Consider the following 19857-nt stretch of genomic DNA (forward strand, 5'->3'; position numbering starts at 1 on the left):
TTTGTTGTGTCGTTTCTTTGTGGTCGCCGTCGTAAGACACCGGCCTTGTTTTATTTCGAGCAAGCTTAGCGGTTGTTGGTAGTGGCAAAGAATTTTCTTGCCACCGGTTCTCCGGCTGCCAGTTCTGTGCAACGCGGAGTATTTTGACTTGCTTGACTACTTCGCAGCTTCTTTCTTGTCTTGGATCTTCGATGCGATCGCGGAACGATTGATTTTGATCCGTGTATTGCCGCCTTCGTCAATTTTCAGTGTGACGACGCCTTCGCCCGTGGATACCACAGTGCCGTGGATGCCGCCGACCGTGATCACACGATCGTTTTTCTCCAGGGAGGACATCAATTTGGCTTCCTCCGCTTTGCGTTTTCGCTCGGGTGCCAGAAACGTCAGGTAAAAAATCAAAAACAATCCGATCGGTAAGATCAATGGGTTTCCCAATATTTTTTGAATTCCTGTCAATTCAGCTGCCGGTGCCGCTGCTGCTCCAGCCTCGCCGGCTGCATCCCCCTGCGCAAGAAACAGCCCCAGCGAGGTGGCTAAGCCGCAGGTCAGATTTGTCAGCAACGTCAGGGAATTGGCGATCAACGGCGGGGTGCCTTGCGTATGGCTCCATAAAAACAGCTAAAACGCGGTCCGATCGCGTGTTTGCTAGCCATGCTGGACTCCGTAAAGGAAAACGAATCAAGCAAAGCGAGGGCCAGTTTCTTGGCACCTTTGCAAAACAGCGGGATCGCATCGGTCGTAGCCCAAAATGCGAATCGGAAATGATATGGAAGGCAAAAATTAGTCACAAGCCCAGCCCGCTCCTCCAAAGGCTAAATACTGCCGCTAAATGCTCCTGGAAACCGTTCATCGACAAATCAAGCGATTGATTCGGCTGCTGGTGGCAGCCAAGACCGTCCTCGGGCTCGATCGCGGAAACCCGTTTGTGATAGCCTTGACGACTCGGTTTGCTCAAAACCGTTCACTCGGCGGTTGCCTGGATTGCCCAGAGCCCCTGTTTGACTGAGTAATGGCGAAATGATGTTTCTCTTGGTGCTCCATGACTTTTCAGCCTGAAATTTGGCCTCCCCAGTGGCCCGAGATTCGTCAAGCTGCGATGGAGCTGTTTGAATCGGGAGATTGGGGCCGATACAAATCGCTCTGCCAGGAAAAATTGCGTTTGCAGATCGCTGCACTGACGGGATCGGAGTTTGTCCGTTTGTGCGGAAGCGGTTCGTCAGCTATCGAAATCTGCCTCCGCGCCGCCGGAGTGGGACCTGGCGATGAAGTCGTGGTCGCTGCGTTTGACTATCCCGGAAACTTTCGCGCGATCGAGGCCGTTGGAGCTGTCCCGGTGCTGGTCGACGTGGAACCCAGTGGGCTATCGATTGACACTGCGAAACTGTTGGCACATCGCGATGAATTAGACGCTGCCAAGATCAAGGCAGTCATCGTGTCGCATTTGTTTGGGCGCGCCGCGCCCGTCGAATCGTTGCGGCGGTGGTGCGACGAACAAAGTCGTGACGAACGAAAATGCACGTTGATCGAAGACGCTTGCCAAGTTCCGGGAATGACGATCGGTGCAAAAGCCGCCGGCAGTGTTGGTGATCTCGGGGCAATCAGTTTCGGGGGCAGCAAACCACTGACCGCAGGCAATGGCGGGGCGGTCGTGACAAGCGACCGTCGTCTCTGGGCGCGAATCGGTGCACTGCTGGATCGGCCAAGTGATTCACAGCCTTTGTCGACGCTTCAGGCAGCCACTTTGTTGCCTCAGTTGGCGCGACTGAGCGACTGCAATCGCCTGCGCAATGCGACGGTGCAGTTTTTGCAAACTGAGGTGATCGCAGGCCTGAGTTCATGGACTTGGCTGAGCCAGTCGGACTCGCACGTCTCCGCGACACACTACAAAGTGGCGTGGCAGTGTGGTTCGTTGGAACAACGCGACCGCATCGTTGCCGCGGCACGCGATTTTCGCTTGCCAATCGGCGCCGCGTTTCGATCGATGGGTAAAAGCAGTGAACGTCGCTGCCGAAAACCGATGTCGTTGGAACGATCGAACGACTTGGGAGCGACCGCGTTTGTGCTCGATCATTCGGCGTTGTTGATCGACCAGGAGCGGCACGCGGAACTTGGCGATGCACTTAAGAAACTGTTTGAATGCACTTCTTAAAATGCGTTTTTTAAATCAGGCCACACCCATTGAATCGCAGACTGCGACTCTTTGTTTCGAGATAGCTGGCTAGTCGGCAGCTGGATTAAATTCGCTAATCAGATGCCCTGCAGGGGCACTGCTACTAGAGGGGCACTGCTACTAGAGGGGCACTGCTACTGGCTGGATTCCATGCGAACGAGCCGCAATAGCTTTGGGATGAACATGCGAAGAGCGCGCGATCGATGGCTGATTGCTCGTTTGACCGTGAGGTCCAGTTCGGCAAACGTTTTGTGATACTCTCGGATTTCAAACATTGGGTCATAACCGAAACCGGCGGTGCCGCTTAATCCCGTTCGGATGCGCCCCGCACACGCTGCGTTGGCTTCCAGCCTGACGTTGCCTTGGGGATCCGATAGGCAAAGGTAGCAGTTGAACTTGGCACCGCGTTTTTCGGGCGGCACTCCGTCCAGTTCTTTGAGCAGCTTTTGGTTGTTGGCGTCGTCGTCGCCATGTTCGCCGGCATAGCGCGCCGAATAAACACCTGGTTCGCCACGCAGGGCGTCGACGGTCAGTCCGCTGTCTTCCGCTAATACCCAACGCGAAAGATGTTTCGCTTGCTCGGTCGCTTTCAACGCTGCGTTTTCGCTGAACGTGGTCCCCGTTTCGTCGACGTCAATCGAGCCATCGATTTCGGCCAACGAAGTCAGGTTGATACGATCGGTCGGCAGCAGGAGCCGGAGTTCGATCAGTTTTTTTGCGTTGTTAGTGCCGAGGACAAGATCGAACATGGATTCGCTTCAGACGCTTGGGAGTGGCCGCCTAACGACGCACGGCTCCCAAGAAAACACGCTTGGAAGGTTTCGGAACGGCGATCGGGGTCGGTTGAACATCGAACGGAATCATCGCGGCGTGATTGGCTGCGATGCCATTTTTGCCAGGAATCGTTCGCGCGATCTGCGAGTTGAACGCGCTGTACTTCTGCATCACACGTCGGATCTCAGGATTGTATTGAAATCCTCCGTTGGGCATGGGAGTTCCCAGCGAATCAAAGCTACCAATTGTGACCAGTGATCGGTAGCGGTCATGGAACTGGTAGGCTTCGGCGCCGTCTTTGCGAAGTTTTAATGTCATCTTCCGAGCGTCGGTCGCAAACTTGTCCATGCGTTTGCGGCTGGGGACAAAGTCTTTTTCTTTGCTGCCGTCGACGATGGTGCCCAAGCCTGTAAATGTGCATACGACGACGGTGTATTTGCCGTCGCATTTGAGCAAATTGTGTTCGCCAAATTCTTTGTTGTCGTTCAGTTGGCGGACAAACGAATCGACTTCGGGAGCCGAAAAATATTCTTCCGGCAGCATGGGGTTTCGCGTGACAAACGCATTGGCCATGGGGCCCTTGGCGTGTCCTTTGCGAGAATGAAACAGTTTCTGACTGAATGCTTTGATCGTTGTCGCTGGCGAATCGGTGCGGTGTTCGGCGCGAACTTCGTTGGGATCGCTGTACACATCCAGTTGCAACGATTTGATTCGTTTCAGATCGCTGTCGACGTTGCCATCGTTGACGGTTGCGTACTCACCGACCAGGACCGCGTAGGCTTCGTACTCGTACGCGTTGGCGAAACGCATGGGGCGGCTGTTTGCACTGCCGCCTCGGACGCGTCCTTTGAAGTCAAAGTTTTCGTGGTAGATGAAGGCGGGCATTTTGAGCTCGCGGCGTATTTGTTCGGCCGACCGTTCGGCGCGGGTCTTGGCATTGTCGCCGACAAAGGTCGTTCCCAGGATCATCCAAGGGCCGTCTTCTTCGGTTAGCTCATAACGGACGTTGCCAAGTTCGGCTGAAACGTCACGCTGAAACATTTTTTGCAGGAACGATGGCGTTTCACTTTGGGCGTGGTCGCTTCCCAGAGTGATCGCGAAGGCGAAAGCGAGTAAACACAAGACTGGGCGGCGTGATGTTGCAAAGGACATGCGCAGGTTCCGCGTGACGTTGAAGAAAGATTTCATCAAGAGTCTGGGGAACTAACAAAAATCGATACGCAAGCGAAAGAGAAGATTCGCGGCGAGGAGAGTCTGCGACATTGATACGAGCAATCAAGTCAGCCGCACCGAGGTGTCGAAACGCGTTTCGAACGCAATGAGAACGCGTCAGAGCGGTTGTCGTCGATGCGGAATGTGTCGGGGACGATGCGCGTGAAACAATCCGTGTGAAACGCGCCGATGTACCGGACAGGACGTCGTGCCTACCCTGAGGTCAGGGGGATCGCTGCGGCTACAGCTTTGGCACCGGACGCTTGGGAGCTTTTTTTAGCATCCGTTTTTTGTCGTCCTGAGGCGGATTGTTATTGTTGTTATTGCCAGCGGGCCGATTGGGCCGCGGTGTCAAATCGGTGAATGTTTCTTCCCATTTCCAGCCGATCGGAACTGCCAGTTCTTGCTGAGCCAAGTACGCCCACGGCGTGCCATCGTGTTCACTGACCACATTATTCAGAAGGTCGCTGGCCTTTTTCGCTTCTCGTTCCCATTTACTGCCCACGGAGATCTCGTCGGCTGGTTTTAGCAGCCAAGTGTTGTTCTTTTCTTTTTCAAACGTCATGCCGCGTTTGGCTTTGGCCAACATCGCATTGTAAGTTTCGGTACGTACTTTTTGCGCCAGCACGCGGCCCATCGCCAAGTCGTAGCCGGCACGCCAGCGAGGGCTTTCCTCTGCGTCGCGTAGTTTCATGCCCGGCTCCAGAATTTGAGCCAACCGCTGCAGCGTCGGCTCCAGCTTGGCAGCACCTTGTTGAGCGATCGTCAATTCGCCCGCCAGTCGAGCGACATCGGTTTGGACGAATCGTGTTCGTGGTCGGCCGATGCCCTGAACGGGTTTGGATTGGTTCGCGGCTGTAACCAACGCCCGGCGCAGTGGGCTGGCTTCGACTCGGGCTCGATAATCGCCTGGTGATAAGTAATCGGGCCGGTAGGGCTTCATGACTTCCGCATCAAAGAACCTTGTCAGTTCGGATGCAAACGGCGAAAGTTCGCGGCGACTGACCGTTCGGTTCATCGCTCGATTGGGGTGCACTGCGAAAAAGATGCCGTTGGTTTCGTAGCACAATCGCGTCAACGCGTACGGGCCAAATCCGCTGTCGATGGGTTTTTCGTCTTTGAAATCCGCTGTAAATCCAACCTGCACGTACTCGGGAATCAACGATTCAGGGCCCTGGTCGACTTGAGCAAACTGGGGCGACTGATCGAATTTTGGGTCCGGGTCGACGTATTTGACGAACGTGTGTTTGCGACCAAACGGAGCGGGGACGCCGATCACGTGAACGGGAATGCCCGATCGGCGGCAGGCATCGATGGCGGGTTCCAATTGGTTGTCATCATCGCCGCGTTCGTCCGTGACGACGACGAACATGACATTTCGCTGCGGGCCATTGCCGCCGCGACTTTTGCGAAGTGTCTTGTATTTGTCGCAAGCGGTTTTAACGGCTGTGAATACGTTTTCGACGCCCGACGTGTCGACTTCGATGTCATCCAAGATCGTTTTGATCTCTTCGATGTCTTGCGTCGGTGGATCCGTAAACAACATGGGTTGCTGGCCACCGAAACCGATGATCGATGTCAGCAGAGGCGCGTCGTGATCCATCAGCCCACGCTTTTGCTTTGCGCGATCGATTTCGGGGTTGGCAATTCCGACTTCGGTGTAGATGCGATCAAAGCGATCGCGAATTTGCTGACGTTGACGATGCAAAGAACCGCTTTGGTCAAACAACCAGACGACCAGAGTTTTGCGTTCTTCTAGCGACTGCAAAATTTCAAAACTCAAACGGTCCACCGCACCCACGGCTCCGGCGGTTTGCACACCTGTTTTTCCCGTCCGCTGAGTCAAACGGTCAAACTGAGCCGTCGAGGGCTGGAATACCTCTGTCACCATGATGTCGGCGAAATCCGATTTCTCCATTTCGATCGGGTTGGTGATGACAGGGATTTCGCTGAAATCTTGTGCTGACGCTTCGGCCATCGCCGTTTCCGTCTCACTGGCCGCTCCGACTTCATCGGCCGGTTCGTCGTAGGTGACGTCTTCGACGATTTTGATTTCTTCGGTCAGTTCGGTGGTTGGCGGTGAAACCAGCACGACGGCTTCTTCGTCGATGATTTCATGAAGCGGAGCTAGCGCCAAAGCCAAGATGATGACCAAATGAACGATCACGCTACCAATCAATGCGGATGATTCGTCCGTCTGAAAGACTGGTTCCTCTTCCAATTCCTCATCGCTCCACGCATCGACTTCAGCGTCAGTGTGGACGCTCTGATCAGTCGGATGCGATGGGTGAGTCTCGGGAGGTGTCACAGGGTTTCTCAAGGAAGCTTGGGATCAATGAGGGAGGATGGCTGATTGAGGTTTGTCGGCGTCGATGTAGAGAGCATCTACAATCGTAGGGAGCATCGATTGCAGGACTCAGTGTATCGGCCTCCGGCTGGCTTGTTCGAGCTTGGTTTAGCGTTGTTTTCGGGGGGGAGGGGGCGTTTTTGAGTGTCGCACCGGGCACCGTTGTTTCGCGGAACCAGCATTCTGCTTCGCTTCGGTCCTCTCTTTCAAACGGTTTGAATTGGCCGATGTACCCTGTTTCTTTGTTATCCGACGCACCCTTTCTCCGCCACGTGACCGCCACTGGCGAGGCCTCTGGACCGGCTCCCACTTCATTATATCTTGCCTAATGGGCGGGAACGTCTGCTGATCGGCGGTTTCGACGTCCTGATAAAGAATGTCCGCCGATTGGCCCGCCTTTGCGGCTACTCAACTGTGATTAGGTCGAGAAATGCGGTATTTTCAGGCGGATGTCTCGACGGTGTCATGGCGGAATGAGCCGGTTTTCGACGGAGTTTTTTCTTTCTAGGTGTGGTTTTAGTGTCTGAGCGTCTCATCGCCATCGGCGATATTCATGGTTGCCGTGTTGCATTGGACCGTTTGCTGGAGCTGGTCGCTCCGACCAAAGACGACGTCGTCGTGACTTTGGGGGACTACGTCGATCGCGGTCCCGATTCGCGAGGCGTGATCGACACGCTGCTCGAACTGCGTGAGCGAACACACTTGGTCGCGTTGCTAGGCAACCACGAAGAGATGATGTTGGAAGTGCTTCAGAACGGCGCGTCCCACCACGAGTGGCTCAAGCATGGCGGCGTCGACACGCTGGATAGCTATGGCTTTGATGGCGATCTCGATCTGTTGCCGGCCGAGCACGAAGCGTTCTTTGATTCGTTGGGCGACTATTTCGAGACGGATGAGTTCTTCTTTACTCACGCGGCGTATGACCCAGATGTGCCGTTGAAGCATCAGCCAGTGGAGCTGCTTCGTTGGTATTCACTGACGCAAGGAGTTCCTGCGCCGCACGTCAACGGAAAAAGCGGCGTCGTCGGTCACACCGCCAATCGCGATGGCGAGATTCTGGATATGGGGCACCTGATCTGTTTGGATACATACTGCTACGGCGGAGGTTGGCTAACGGCAATGGACGTCAAGACGCGTCAGATTTGGCAGGTGTCGAGTGACGGCCAGTCGCGACGCTAGCCGTTGTTTTTGCTTGCGCGTTTCGGATTGGAGAGCAACTGTTCTTGTTGCGGACTTCGTCTGTGGCATGCTTTGTTTTCATGACGTTGCGTCCAGAGAGTCTGTCGAACGCTAGCAAAGGGACAGAGCGTCAAGAATCACGCAGCCCGCAAAGTTTGCCAGATTTAGCTAATCGTCCTATCCGGAATTGCCGAACAATTGATTCAGGCACGTAGTGCGCACGGGTTTTCGAAGTGCGTCGTCGTTTTTGAATTTTGGGTTGGGTTTGCTTATCGCGACCGCCCGCTGCGTTGCTGTTTTGATTTTTACAGCGGATAAGGCAATGGACTGCTACTTGATTCTCCGAAGTTTCAGCGGAACTGGCTCTCGATTTAGCTGGCTCACTCTGGTCGTGCTGGCAACGATTTGCGTTCTGCCTGCCGCAGCGCATGGACAGCGGCAGATTCGCACCAAGAAACCCGATCGTGGCGTTTACCAGCCACCGACGGTTCAAGTGGATGCAACAGAGAGCGCCAATGCGCCCGCAGCACGCCGTGGCGAGCAACTGGTCGAAGCCGACATTCGCGACGCACAACCGATGCCGACTGCAAGGGTTGGGCAGCAAAGTGCCAATGGTCTAACCACGCGCCGCTCGGCGACTCAGTCACGCAGTTCGGCGACCCAGTCACGCAGTAATGTTCGCTCCGTCCGATTCAATGAACCCGTCCTGGACGCACCCTACGTGGGTGGCGCAATCGCCAACGACGTGATCCTGGACTCCGACGTTCAGTACGAAACAATCCCATACGATGGCGAAATCGTTTGTGGCGCCGAACCCGTTTGCGGCGTCGAAGCGATGGGCTGTGACTCAATTGGCTGTGACTCCGCGGGAAGTTGCGGAAGTCCGCGGTGTGGTCGCTGCTTGCCCTCGCCCAATGGATACATCAGCTTTTCGCCGGATCGCTGGTTCGGTTCGATCGAGTTGATGTTGATGTATCGCAAAGGCGACCGACTGCCGACGCTGTTGACCACTGGCCCGTCAACCGATGCCGATACGGCCGGTGAACTCGGTCAAGCCGGAACACAAACCGTCGTCGGTGGGGATCCTATTTTTAGAGACGTAGCAGCGGGAGGACGATTGACACTGGGCACTTGGTTGGATAATCAGCAGTGCCGAAGTTTGATCTTTCGCGGTTGGTTCTCAGGTGAAAAGACATTCGGATTCGTTCGTGACCAGAATGGACAGAGCGTCATCACGCGTCCGTTCTTAGATGTTTCGGATAACCAAGCCGCACAACAAGACACGTTGCTGATTGCATTTCCTGGTCGTGCGACCGGTTCGATATCGATCAGCGGTGACAGCAATGTCTACGGAGGTGACGTATCGGTACGGCAGTTTTGGTACGGCATCGAAGGACTGTCGATTGATTTTCTGTACGGTTATCAATTCATGCGGCTGGACGAAAATCTAGCAATTCGCGGTTCGTCGGTTTCGCTGGACGACGATTTCGCGCCACTTGGTTCGACAATCGCGATTAGCGATTCGTTCGATATCGAAAACGAATTTCACGGCGGACAGATCGGTGTCGCGTCGATGTACCGAGAAGGCTGCTGGTCGTTTAGTGCTTTGGCAAAAACTGGATTCGGGTCGCTGGCTCGACGAGCCGATTTGCAAGGCGAAACTCGAACCAGCATCGATGGCAACACAGCCGTCGATAACCAAGGTTTGCTGGTTCGCGATCTGAACAGCGGCAGTCGAACCGATCACACATTCGGCTGGGTACCTGAGATCGATCTGACACTGGGATGGCGCAAGTTCCCCTGCTACGAAGTCACGGTCGGCTACCACATCACCGCCATGACCGATGCACTGCAAGTCTCCGGAGCCGTCGATCCCAGCTTGGCGGTCAATCTATCTGACCCTCCCACCGGACAGCAACGACCGCGTGAGTCCTTCGACTACCGAACCTTCTACGTCCAAGGCATTCACTTCGGCCTGCAGTACGTTTATTAAGACGCCGACGGCCGATTGCAGCGTCATCGCCTGGAAATCCAAATAATTCTCAGATTCTGTTTGGCGCAGACCGCGGTTTTGCATCTATCTAAGTGTCAGTTGAACTTAGATTGATCAGACGATAACCCGCGAGTGCCCTTTGGATGACCTGTTCATCGCTAACCAGCCGCCGATTTATCGGTTTCTGCTGCGCTTAAGCGGAAGCGTTGAAACGGCCAGCGATCTCTCGCAAGAGACGCTTGCTCGCGGTTGGCAAAAACGCGAACAGCTCCGTGACTCTGCCGCGCTGCGAACGTGGTTGCTGCGAATCGCTCACAACACGTTTTGCGAATACGCGCGGCAGCAAAAGCAGCACGGTGAGCGAGGCTGGGAGCCTTTGGAGGCGAGCACGCTGGCGTGCCGCGAGGCGTCGCCTGGCAAGTTGTCGTCTGATCAAGAACTGGGCGAACAGATTTGGCACGCGATGGGCGAGCTACCACCGCGACAGAGCCAAGTGTTGCATTTGCGAGTCGTCGAACAATTGAAGACGCACGAAATCGCAGACGTTCTTGGGATCAACGCTCAAGCCGTCCGCTCCAATCTTTCCGCCGCCCGCAAAAATATGCGAGAGCGACTTGGCGATTCGGTCAGTAAACCTTCTAACCCCAAGGCGATCGGATGAACGAGAATGTTTGTGAATCGCTCGACGCGTTTTTGGACAGCGAACTAGATGCGACAGAGCTTGAAGTGTTTCAAGAGCATTTAGCCCACTGCACTCGATGTCCAAACGCAGTCGAGCAACAAGTCGGCATGGACAACGCATTACGAACGTACGCGGAAACCATCCTGCCACGACATCATGTTCCACACGTCACGTTGCCTGAACCACCGCGAATGAATTTCCGCAGCTACATGTTGACGATCGCCGAAATCAGTGCCGTTGTATTGATCGGCAGCGCCATTTGGTTTGCGTTGGGCCGTACAGCCGCGCAACAAAAGATCGCTCAGGTGAAAGCAGAGCAGGTCGCCGCACCGCCTTCGAAGAAGTCAACGACGGAAGTTGTGGCGCCGCCATCACCTGATCAAAAGGAGTTCGTTGAGGCGTCTGCAAAACTTGATTCGATTCGGAAGAAACGGTTCCAGTTAATCAAAAAGAGAAGCGAGATTTTTGAAAATCTGCGATCAAAACGAATCACGCTTTCACAAATTGAGCAGCTCGAAAATAGCGCGAGGGATCCCGTGGTTGCCTTAACGGTCGTTAAGAAACTGCTCGGCTTGCCTGCCGAGTCGTCAATCGAGAAACGAATCGCCGGGGAGCCTGATCGGGAAATATCAAATGGCGAAGCGCACAAGCTATTTGTGCCGCTCATGATTCAGCGAAATCGACTTGCACAAATGTACGATGACAACGATCCGATTGTTCTACAGCTTGATGCGGAGCTGAAAGCGATGCGCAAGGAACTGATCGAGACGGTTCGAGAGCAAGGCGAAGTTCGCAATCTAAAAATTGACGACCAAATGATTCCATTGATCGTTGAACGCAACAAATACGCGGCTCAATTCGGCGAGCGACATCCAAGCGTACGAGCACTCGATCATGAAATCGAAGTAATGAAAGCTGAATTGAAAAGGCAAATTCGTGAGAACACGGTCGCAGCCAAAAATCTTGAAACGCTTTCCATGAAAGCGGGCAAGGATCGGTTCGATGTGAAGTCGGAGGCACGCCTTGAAATCGAAAATTCAATTGCAGCATTGAAGATGGAGCGAAGTAAGCTCGAAGCCAACTTCGGTCGAAGTCACCCAGCGGTCAAGCGGATCGATGACGAGGTGCAAGCTCGTCAGAGTCAATTGAAGCGGCAAATCCAAGCGGAGGCACCTGGCAAGCTCACAGCGATCATCAAGTCGTTCAAGCGTGAAATCGTCATGGTGAAAAACGAGCTTGCTGAAGCAGAATCCGAAATAGAGCGTTTGAAAGACGTTTTATTGGGTGAGGCCGAGCGAGTAAGAAAGGTGCGGCATCAGGAAAAGTTGCGGCATCAGGATTAGTGCCTGGCGGTCAACAACTAAGCAGCGCGGCGGATTGGCTGTGGCTCTTGCAATTGCCTTGCGACGCGGACGATCTGCTGCTGGGCGAGATCGATTTCGCTGGGCGTGACTTGGCCCAGGTAATCCATCTCGGCACGCACGTGTTGAGCGGCTCGCGGCGAAAGCGATTGGAAAACTCGCTCGCGCAGATCTGATTCCGATCTTTTCAGCGCCCTGGCCCACGTCTCGGCATGCACGTTCTTTGCGAGCGTGCAGATTTGGTCGTCACCCATCGAGGTGATGTCTTCGAAGCACAGTAACATTTGCTCGATCTCTTCCCTGAGAATGCGATGGTTGTGGCCAAGTGATCGCAGGATTGAACGTTCGGTTTCGTGATCGCAGGCGTTCAATATCCTGGCAACTTTTTGCATCCCACCGGGTTTGCTGCGTTGCTGAATGGATGTTTTTTCGATCCGCTCCTGTAATCCCACCAGCAAGGACGAAACGGTTGCGTGATCGGTACGCTGGAGCCGCGAAAGTCGATTGATGACTTCGATTCGTTGGCGATCCGATAAAGCGCGTATGACTCGGGGAGCCAATTGAGGCGGCAGGATGCTAAGCAAAACCGCAATGGTCTGTGGACGCTCGCGAATAATCGCGGCGAACAAGACCGGCTGCGAGACGTGTTTTAGGTACTCCAGGCGATTGGCCAAACCGATTTCCAGGGCGGGGTGAGTTTCCCGGGCGCAGACGTCCGTGCCGATTTGGTCGCGTATTGAGCTGGCAAGCTTGGTCGGAAGCCGATCAAGGAAGCGATCGGCTTCCTGCGCAGGCAACTGCTGCAGAACCCGGACCACGCGGTTGATGCCGAATTCGCGATTGATGGGTTTTTCCGTCTGGCTCATACCTGCAATTATCGGCCAGACAAGCGGACTGTCGGATTGCTGTCAGCAGCGATCCGGTTTTAACGGTTGGGCAATTTTTGCAGCGGAGTTTGCAGCGGACTGTATTTTTAGGCCGCGTTGCTTTCCAAAGGGCTCCTCGGTCAACCGTTTGTTTGATCCGAGTTCGCGCGTCTCAACGGTGGACGATCCATGCTTTACCGTCGGGCGTTGGTTTGATGGCTTTGATTTCGCAAAGCCCCACCAAAGCTCGGTCGACTTGAAAAGCTATTTCGACGTCGATCGCTTCCCGCAGGATCCGCTCGCATTTGCGTCTGAGCCGTCGCGTGCTGATCGGTTCGTCGTGAGTGGCGATGGCGTGGTATGCCAGCATGGATTCGACGATCGATTGTCGGTGGGCCTGCTGGATCATTCGGTAGGCGACGCCGGCGTTGGTGTCCAATTTTTGGAAGTACAGATTGCGAGTCAAATCCAACAGGTGCTTGTCTTTGGTGCGCAGGTAACTGAAAACGCTTTTGATCAAGTAACCGATTCCCGCCAGAATCAGGATTCCGATCACGGCAGCGGAATAGTACGCCAACGCAAACCACAGAAACATGATCTGCGCGATCTTGCGCATCGAAAGCAACCAGCCGCCCAAGCTGGGCACGATAATTTTTGCACGATCAATCTTGCTCAGTCGAACACGTGTGCAGGGCAACAGCATGTCGACGTCTAGCTTGGGGATGTTTTTGAACATGCGTAAGTGCAAAGCAGATGCGGCCAGCTCTTCCCCGACGGCGCTGTCGTCACAAAGTTCAAACAAGACCACCATGCGTTGATAGATGGGGACTTCGACTTGTTCCGGCTGGTACAGTTTGCGGAGTCTGCGGCGGAGGCGTGTTCCCACGACATCGCCGCGGGCGTACACGGCTAAGTGTTCAAACAATTCAAAATTGACGTGCAGCGGTACGCCCCATTGGCTGGCGACGCCGACGCATTTTTCGATCTCAGATTGTTCCAGCCTGCGATATCCCGCTCGCATCAGAATTTCGTCGCAGGTCGCCATCAATTGATGCGTTTCTAGGTCGACGTCATGAGATTCGGTTTGCTTGGGGACCAAACTTTCCAAGTCCGGATCCAGCGACGAATAGAGATCCGCAAATTGAGTGTGGTACGATCCGGTACGATGATGAACTAGGTTTTCGATCTGATCACAACGCTGCTTGAACAACTCAGTCGCGGCCGCATCCAGTTCTTTGCGACCGACCAGGTACTCCTGCAGCGTCCGTGTTTCGATCGGAACATACGGCTCGATCGCCCAGTGGGCAGCGTCGTCACGAATCACACCCGAATTGCTGACGCCCGCCCAAGAATTGGACAACGCGTCGGAACCACCCATTGGCCAACTTGCGAGAACTCGATTGATGTGCGGATCAGATGCAGGCAATTTGTCGGACTCCCTGTCCTCGCATGGTTTGTCAAAGGATCGACGCAAAACCATCCTTGGCGTCGCGTTGGACATGGACGGGCTACTATTCGACACGGAAAAATTGTATTGGCAAGTCGGCGACACCGTCTTGCAGCGGCGTGGGTTTCGATTTTCGGCGGAGCTTCAGCAACGAATGATGGGCCGCGTGGGTGTTTCGGCGATGGCGCAAATGATCGAAATGCATTCGCTAAAAGATTCCGCTGAGGATCTGCTTGCCGAATCCGACCAGATTTATAGCGAGCTTTTGGGTGAAACGCCCGATAGCATGCCGGGGTTGGAATTGTGGATCGATTATCTTGACCAAATCGAAATGCCCTTTGGATTGGCCACCAGCAGTCGGCGGAAGTTTGTCGATCGTATTTTTGAGTCGGTTCCTTGGCGAGAAGCGTTGCAGTTTGTTTTGACGGGAGACGACGTGGTCAATGGCAAACCTGATCCGGAGATGTATCTCAAGGCTGCTGAAAAGCTGGGGATCGCTCCAGAGGCGATGATGGTTTTGGAGGACAGCGGCAACGGTTGTGCGGCTGCCGTAGCGGCCGGTGCCCAGACGGTCGCGATTCCTAGTGAACACACCAAGTCACAAGATTTCAGCGGTGCAATCTTGGTCGCCGAATCGCTGGCCGATCCAATGCTGTGGTCGTTGCTGAGAGCTTGACTGAGGCAGGATGGATCACGTTGGGGGCATCAGTTCGGGGGATCACGTTCGGAGCTGAAACGATCGCGATGGGAACGAGTTTGGAAGGGGCCCGTCACTTGGTCAAACTTACTCGGTTGATCCACCGGCGATTGCTTTGGGTAGAATCACTCCCCGTGAATTTCCCACCATTTTCGTGCGTTGTCGGTGGACCATGGATAGTCGCTGCGGAGTTCGTCGACGACGGCGGAGAGATCCTCGACGGTTGTGAAACGGTCTTCGGGGTCCTTTGCCATGCAGCGATCCACCAGATCGACGATCGCTGCGGGCAGTTCTTCGCCACGATGAATGTTCATGGCTACCGGAGCTTCGCTAAGGACTAACGCAAAGAGCGTTTCGGGGTCGCATTCCATGTAGGGCGGGCGTCCAGTGAGCAAAAAATAAGCGATGCAGCCGACGCTGTAGATGTCAGATCGTGGATCCATGCCGCCCGGTTCACGGTAACGTTCGGGGGCCATGTACATCGGCGTGCCCGCCCATACTGTTTCGGCGGTTTGGAACGAACCTAATTCTGAATTCAGTGGCTTCGCTAATCCGAAGTCAAACACGACTGCCCAGTCGCCGACCGATGGGTCCAAGGACAGCATGACGTTCTGAGGTTTGATGTCGCGATGTAGCAGCGACATGTTGTGCGCCTCGGCCAGCGCGTCGCAGATTTGTCTCAGGATCAATAGAACTCGGCCGATCTCTTGATACCCACTTCGCGACACAATTTCGTAGAGCGTGATGCCTCTTAGAAACTCCATCACACAAAATGCTTCGCCCTCTTCGCTGCGTCCGTAGTCGTAGATCATTACGCTGTGGGGATTGCTGAGCGAAGCTGCCAAGCGAGCCTCGCGGTCAAACCTCATTCGGTCGTCGCCGCTCCGTCGATCGTCACGCAGGACTTTCAGGGCTGTCTCGCGCCCTAGTTGTCGGTGTCTTGCACGGTAGACCACTCCCATCCCGCCGCTGCCCAGTTCGCTAATCAATTCGTAGCGGCTAAGCGGGTGAACCGCCGCGTGCGCTCGCGAGGTTTGCTTTGCAATTTGCCTTGCCGCTAGAAACGCCGTCAATGTCAGAAGCGATCCGAGAATCAAAAACGAAAAGCGAACGATGCGCGCCGGCGCGAACGCTTTGGCGGCGTCGTGTTCGACCAAGACACCGATCTGCCATTGTTCGTTCCAACGCCAGGCGCCAACCACCGGAACGCCGACGTAGTTGTTGTATTCTTGGACGCGGACATCCGGTTTGCCAGTGGTTGCACTTGCGACGCTGATGGTCAGCGGCAACGCACTGCGCAATATCTTGCCCACATTGCTTGGGCGAATCGTAAATCCCGGGTCGCTCACACGCAGGTTGGCCGCGATCTTTTCGGGCATCAATTCCAGTTCGACACGGTTGGCGGCCGTCACCGCATTGGGACTGTTGGTGATCATGACGCCGCGGCGATCGACCGAATAGACGTCCAGTCCAGAGGTTTCAGATACTTCGTTAAACATCTGATCAAAGTCCTTGAACGTATCGATGCCACGCACCATCAAGGCAGCCACAATCAAGTCGTTTGTGTTGCGAACCGGAACCATGTGTGCCATCACGGGCAATTCGGTGTCGGGCGCTTGCCCGGATTCGTCTCGAGGCAATCGCGTCGGTCCAAACAGAACGCGCTCTCCCCGCATGACTCGTGAAAGGTTGGCGGCACCGTCGGGCGCGATCGACGTGCCGACGTCCGATTTATCTGGGATCCAGCTGGCCAAGGTCGTGCCGGCACGATCCCAGACCGTGTACTTGACGTCGGAAAAGCCCGACAATTCTTGCAGCTGAGACCGGATTAGTTCGGTCTGTGCGGCTTTTTTTAGCTCTTCGCTGGGCGCGTCTTGTTTGGCGATTTCGACCAGTTCCAAAATGGATTGACGAACAGCGAGTTGTCGCGACCACGATTCAACCAATGCGGCTCGGTCGTCCAAGAATCCTTTGGTGGACAACGTGACGCTGTCTGCTAAACCGGATAGTTCTTTTTGCTTGGCTTCCCGCTGGCTGGTTGCGACTTGGACGTAGGTCCAGGAGCCAATCAATGCGGTCGGGAGTACGGCGGCCAACCAGAGCCATCCGGAATTGAGACGTTGGTTGCGACGTGTCCGACGGTCCCAAAAGCTATTGCGTGGTTGCGGTGCTTTTGTTGTCTCGTCGCCAAACCGTGGTGAAGCATGCGTACGTTGGTTGCTTTGCAGAGTGATGGTTGAATCGAGATTCTTACCCTGGCGTTGCTTTGGCTCTTTGTCGCGGCTAGTCGATTGGCCGACAGTCGGGCCGGCAGTCGGGTCGGCAGTCGGGTCGGCAGTCGGGCCGACAGCGTGAACGATGCGATCGAGGTCCGCCGGGTTACTGCCCGAGTCATAAGCACTGTCCAAGTCGTAGTCGCTGTCCAAGTCGTAATCGCTGTCCGCCGGTTTGGGCGTTGGCGTGGTCGCCATCATGGGCGGTCGCACCGGCTTGGCGAGTTCGCCTTCGCGGCGCGCCGATTCAGCGTCATGTTCACTTAATAGCGAAAGCACTTCGTCGACCAGTTCGTGGTCGTCGCCGGCTTTGGAATGAACGAATGAGATTTGTTGATCGGTCGGCTGCTCTTCGGCGTCTAAGAACAGCTCGCGAATGCGTGCGTAGCGAGCAGCGTCCATCACCCGTTCTCAGCACTCGGTGCGACAACCGATGCTTCTGGCGTCGAATCCATGGCATCGACTTCGCTGTCTTGGATCCCAGCATTCTGTCGAAGTTCGCGTCGCATCCAAGCGCGCGACATGGCCCATTCTTTTTCGATCGTTCGCAGACCCAGGTTCATTTCGGCAGCGATTTCGCGCATCGTCATGCCGCCAAAAAAACGCAGCTCGACAATCTTGGCTTGGCGTGGATTCAGTTCAGCCAGTGTCACCAGCAAATCATCCAGGGCAACGACATCAGCATCCTGGCTCAATTCAAACGTGACTTCATCGGTCAGTTGCCTTCGCTCCCATCCGCCACCGCGTTTAAGCGAGTGAACTTTGCGAGCGTGGTCGACCAAAATGCGACGCATGACTGTCGCTCCGATCGCAAAGAAGTGCGTTTTGCCCTGCCAGTTGATTCGCGAATGGTCAACCATCCGCATATACGCTTGATGGACCAGCGAAGAAGAGCTGAGTCGATTTCGCAGCGGTTCGTTCTGAAGGAACCGTCCGGCAAGTCGGCGCAGGTCATCGTACATCACCGTAAACAGCTTGTCGGTTTCGCCTGCTTGGCCACTGCTGCTGCCCGAGAGGATTTCGGTGATCGACTTCATAGTGAATGGCTAACCGCAAAAGAAAAGAGCGTCCGTGACGTGACTCTATGATAACGTCTAATGGCCAGAGTTGCAGTGATTACTGGCCAAAGCCAAAGTCGTTGCGTGGATCGTAACGATATCTTCGATTCTAGGGGCGTAGCCCCCCGCCATTGCGATCGCCAAGGGGACGTTTTTCTGCTTGCTCCAGCCCAGAACGCGGGCGTCTCGGTCAGCGAGACCTTTCTGGGTGAGGTGTAAACGCCCCAAACGGTCGTCGATAAACGGATCGGCTCCGGCGAGATAGATTGCCAGATCGAAAGGTCCGTTTTGCAGCGCGTCGGCGTCCAGTTGTTCAAGCGATTCGTCTACTGCGTGCAAGTAGTCCGCGTCGCCTGTTCCGTCGGGCAGCGCGACGTCTAGATCGCTGGGCATTTTGCGAAGCGGAAAATTCTTGACGCCGTGAATTGACAGCGTGAACACGTCGGGATCGTCGGCAAAAATCGCTGCTGTCCCGTTGCCCTGATGAACATCCAAGTCGATTACGCAGGCACGCCGAATCAGACCTTCGTTTTGTAGAGTGCGAATTGCCACGGCGGCGTCGTTGAACACGCAATATCCTTCGCCAGCATCGGCAAAGGCATGGTGCGTGCCGCCAGCCAAATTTGCCGCCAAGCCATCGGAGAGAGCAGCTCGACAGGCCGCAATTGTCGCGCCCGTGCTGCGTCTTGAACGCTCGACCATTTTGGCCGACCAGGGAAAACCAATCCGGCGAATTTCCGCGGACGTCAGAGTCCCCTCGGCGACGGCCTGAAGATATTCGCTAGTGTGGCAGAGCGAAATTTCAAAATCGGTAGCAGCGGGCGGGACCAGGAGCGTGTCGGAGTCGTGGATCTCACTCTGAGCAATGCGCTGTCGCAGCAGTCGGTACTTTGCCATCGGAAAGCGATGGCTCTCTGGCAGTGGTAGCTCGAAATGATCGGTGTAGTAAAGTCGCATAGCTTGGTCGAACGAGTGCCCTGCTCTCTTGATGAATCGCTCCGTCTGTTTGAATCGCTGCCCTACCCTGCTCTGTCCTGCATTCTCGCTGAGTCGTCGCCCAGATGAATTTGCTAGACTAGCAGGCTGTCCACTTTTCGTCAGCCATCAACCGGCTATTCGTCAGTCATCTAGGAAGTACCCCCGTGAACGATCCTGTTCAAAATCCATACATCGCACCCGGAGCAGTTGATTCCAGTGACATCGGGATCGCAGCCATCAAAGACCGCGTGCGAATCGGAATGATCATCACGTTCGCACTCGTCCAGGGAGTCGTTTTTGCGACGGGCATCATGCTGTTTTTAATGCTCAACGGCGACGACGGGGTTGCTGCCGGAGCTCAGCCGGCGGCAGCGCAACCAGCCGGCGCGGGCGACTTGGTTTTGCCAGGTCTTGGGATTGCGATTGGCGTGGGCGCGTGTGTGGCGGCGTTGGTCGTTGGTGGCATGATGAAACGAATCAGCATCAACCACTTTCGGGCTCAATTGTCCGCTGCAGGTATCAAGCAAGTCGACCACACCGCGACGCAGTTTCCGCCGCAAGTCGATCAACTAATCAATGCGTCGCGAGCACGTACGATCGTCGGCCAAGCGATCTTGGAAGGTGCCGCGATGTTGAATGTCATCCTAATGTTTTTGGATGACAACCTGATTCACTTGGTGCCCATCGGCGTCCTGATTGCGGGCATCGTGATGCTGTTGCCTACGGTCGGCAAAAAGCTTGCTTTGGTTGAACAAGCCAGCTCGCGTTAGCAAACGTTTCTCAGGAGAACCGCACCGCAAGAATTGACGCGGCAAAGCGA

The 19857-nt window shown here is 55.0% G+C and carries 16 protein-coding genes and 1 pseudogene; 8 read left to right on the forward strand and 9 right to left on the reverse strand.

Features of this window, described 5'->3' with window-relative positions; translation table 11 throughout:
* Nucleotides 1-156 precede the first annotated feature (156 nt).
* A complete protein-coding gene (yajC, locus tag K239x_RS08890; RefSeq protein WP_419189850.1) occupies nt 157-582 on the reverse strand; it encodes a preprotein translocase subunit YajC in 426 nt (141 codons plus the stop codon).
* A gap of 457 nt (nt 583-1039) precedes the next feature.
* Between yajC and K239x_RS08895 the strand changes: the two genes are divergently transcribed.
* Nucleotides 1040-2149, forward strand: coding sequence for a DegT/DnrJ/EryC1/StrS family aminotransferase (locus K239x_RS08895; RefSeq protein ID WP_145417477.1), 1110 nt, complete (start codon nt 1040-1042; stop codon nt 2147-2149).
* Between the two features lie 155 nt (nt 2150-2304).
* Here K239x_RS08895 and rdgB read toward each other — a convergent pair whose 3' ends face one another.
* From rdgB to K239x_RS08910, 3 genes are all read right to left on the reverse strand, one after another.
* Nucleotides 2305-2919 (reverse strand): RdgB/HAM1 family non-canonical purine NTP pyrophosphatase, encoded by a 615-nt coding sequence (gene rdgB, locus K239x_RS08900; protein WP_145417478.1) that lies wholly within the window; start codon nt 2917-2919, stop codon nt 2305-2307.
* Nucleotides 2920-2950: 31 nt separating this feature from the next.
* Complete coding sequence (locus tag K239x_RS08905) at nt 2951-4096, reverse strand: hypothetical protein (RefSeq protein ID WP_145417479.1); 1146 nt, start codon at nt 4094-4096, stop codon at nt 2951-2953.
* A 301-nt stretch (nt 4097-4397) separates the two neighbouring features.
* Nucleotides 4398-6464, reverse strand: coding sequence for a vWA domain-containing protein (locus K239x_RS08910; RefSeq protein WP_419189851.1), 2067 nt, complete (start codon nt 6462-6464; stop codon nt 4398-4400).
* Nucleotides 6465-7022: 558 nt separating this feature from the next.
* Here K239x_RS08910 and K239x_RS08915 point away from each other — a divergent pair.
* From K239x_RS08915 to K239x_RS28395, 5 genes and pseudogenes are all read left to right on the forward strand, one after another.
* Nucleotides 7023-7682, forward strand: a complete 660-nt coding sequence (locus tag K239x_RS08915) for a metallophosphoesterase family protein (protein WP_145417481.1) — start codon at nt 7023-7025, stop codon at nt 7680-7682.
* Between the two features lie 322 nt (nt 7683-8004).
* The gene (locus tag K239x_RS08920; RefSeq protein WP_145417482.1) at nt 8005-9675 is read left to right on the forward strand and encodes a BBP7 family outer membrane beta-barrel protein; all 1671 of its coding nucleotides are present in this window, start codon (nt 8005-8007) and stop codon (nt 9673-9675) included.
* A 139-nt stretch (nt 9676-9814) separates the two neighbouring features.
* The gene (locus K239x_RS08925) at nt 9815-10336 is read left to right on the forward strand and encodes an RNA polymerase sigma factor (protein ID WP_419189852.1); all 522 of its coding nucleotides are present in this window, start codon (nt 9815-9817) and stop codon (nt 10334-10336) included.
* Nucleotides 10333-10395: pseudogene (locus tag K239x_RS28390) on the forward strand (hypothetical protein); the annotation flags it as partial. The gene K239x_RS08925 and the pseudogene K239x_RS28390, both read left to right, overlap by 4 nt.
* Nucleotides 10396-11172: 777 nt before the next feature.
* On the forward strand, nt 11173-11700 hold the full coding sequence (locus K239x_RS28395) for a GumC domain-containing protein (protein ID WP_419190135.1): 528 nt from the start codon (nt 11173-11175) through the stop codon (nt 11698-11700).
* A 17-nt stretch (nt 11701-11717) separates the two neighbouring features.
* Here the strand turns inward: K239x_RS28395 and K239x_RS08935 are convergent, their stop codons facing one another.
* Nucleotides 11718-12584, reverse strand: coding sequence for a FliG C-terminal domain-containing protein (locus K239x_RS08935; protein WP_145417485.1), 867 nt, complete (start codon nt 12582-12584; stop codon nt 11718-11720).
* Between the two features lie 172 nt (nt 12585-12756).
* Nucleotides 12757-14010 (reverse strand): DUF3754 domain-containing protein, encoded by a 1254-nt coding sequence (locus tag K239x_RS08940; protein WP_419189853.1) that lies wholly within the window; start codon nt 14008-14010, stop codon nt 12757-12759.
* Between the two features lie 73 nt (nt 14011-14083).
* On the opposite strand from K239x_RS08940, the gene K239x_RS08945 reads away from it, so the two are divergent.
* Nucleotides 14084-14707 carry an HAD family hydrolase gene (locus tag K239x_RS08945; protein WP_419190066.1) on the forward strand — a complete coding sequence of 208 codons (624 nt, stop codon included), beginning with the start codon at nt 14084-14086 and terminating at the stop codon, nt 14705-14707.
* 146 nt (nt 14708-14853) lie between these two features.
* On the opposite strand, the gene K239x_RS08950 is transcribed toward K239x_RS08945, so the two are convergent.
* From K239x_RS08950 to K239x_RS08960, 3 genes are read right to left on the reverse strand one after another with little or no spacing between them, the layout of a single operon-like run.
* Nucleotides 14854-17403 (reverse strand): serine/threonine-protein kinase, encoded by a 2550-nt coding sequence (locus K239x_RS08950; protein WP_145417488.1) that lies wholly within the window; start codon nt 17401-17403, stop codon nt 14854-14856.
* Nucleotides 17403-18038, reverse strand: a complete 636-nt coding sequence (locus K239x_RS08955) for a sigma-70 family RNA polymerase sigma factor (protein WP_145417489.1) — start codon at nt 18036-18038, stop codon at nt 17403-17405. Before K239x_RS08955 ends, K239x_RS08950 begins: the two co-directional genes overlap by 1 nt.
* Before the next feature lie 57 nt (nt 18039-18095).
* A complete protein-coding gene (locus tag K239x_RS08960; RefSeq protein WP_145417490.1) occupies nt 18096-19016 on the reverse strand; it encodes a histone deacetylase family protein in 921 nt (306 codons plus the stop codon).
* Nucleotides 19017-19201: 185 nt separating this feature from the next.
* Here K239x_RS08960 and K239x_RS08965 point away from each other — a divergent pair, with 185 nt between their 5' ends.
* On the forward strand, nt 19202-19807 hold the full coding sequence (locus tag K239x_RS08965; RefSeq protein WP_145417491.1) for a hypothetical protein: 606 nt from the start codon (nt 19202-19204) through the stop codon (nt 19805-19807).
* Nucleotides 19808-19857 lie beyond the last annotated feature (50 nt).

The sequence above is a fragment of the Stieleria marina genome, from assembly GCA_007741555.1.
Classification (GTDB): domain Bacteria; phylum Planctomycetota; class Planctomycetia; order Pirellulales; family Pirellulaceae; genus K23-9.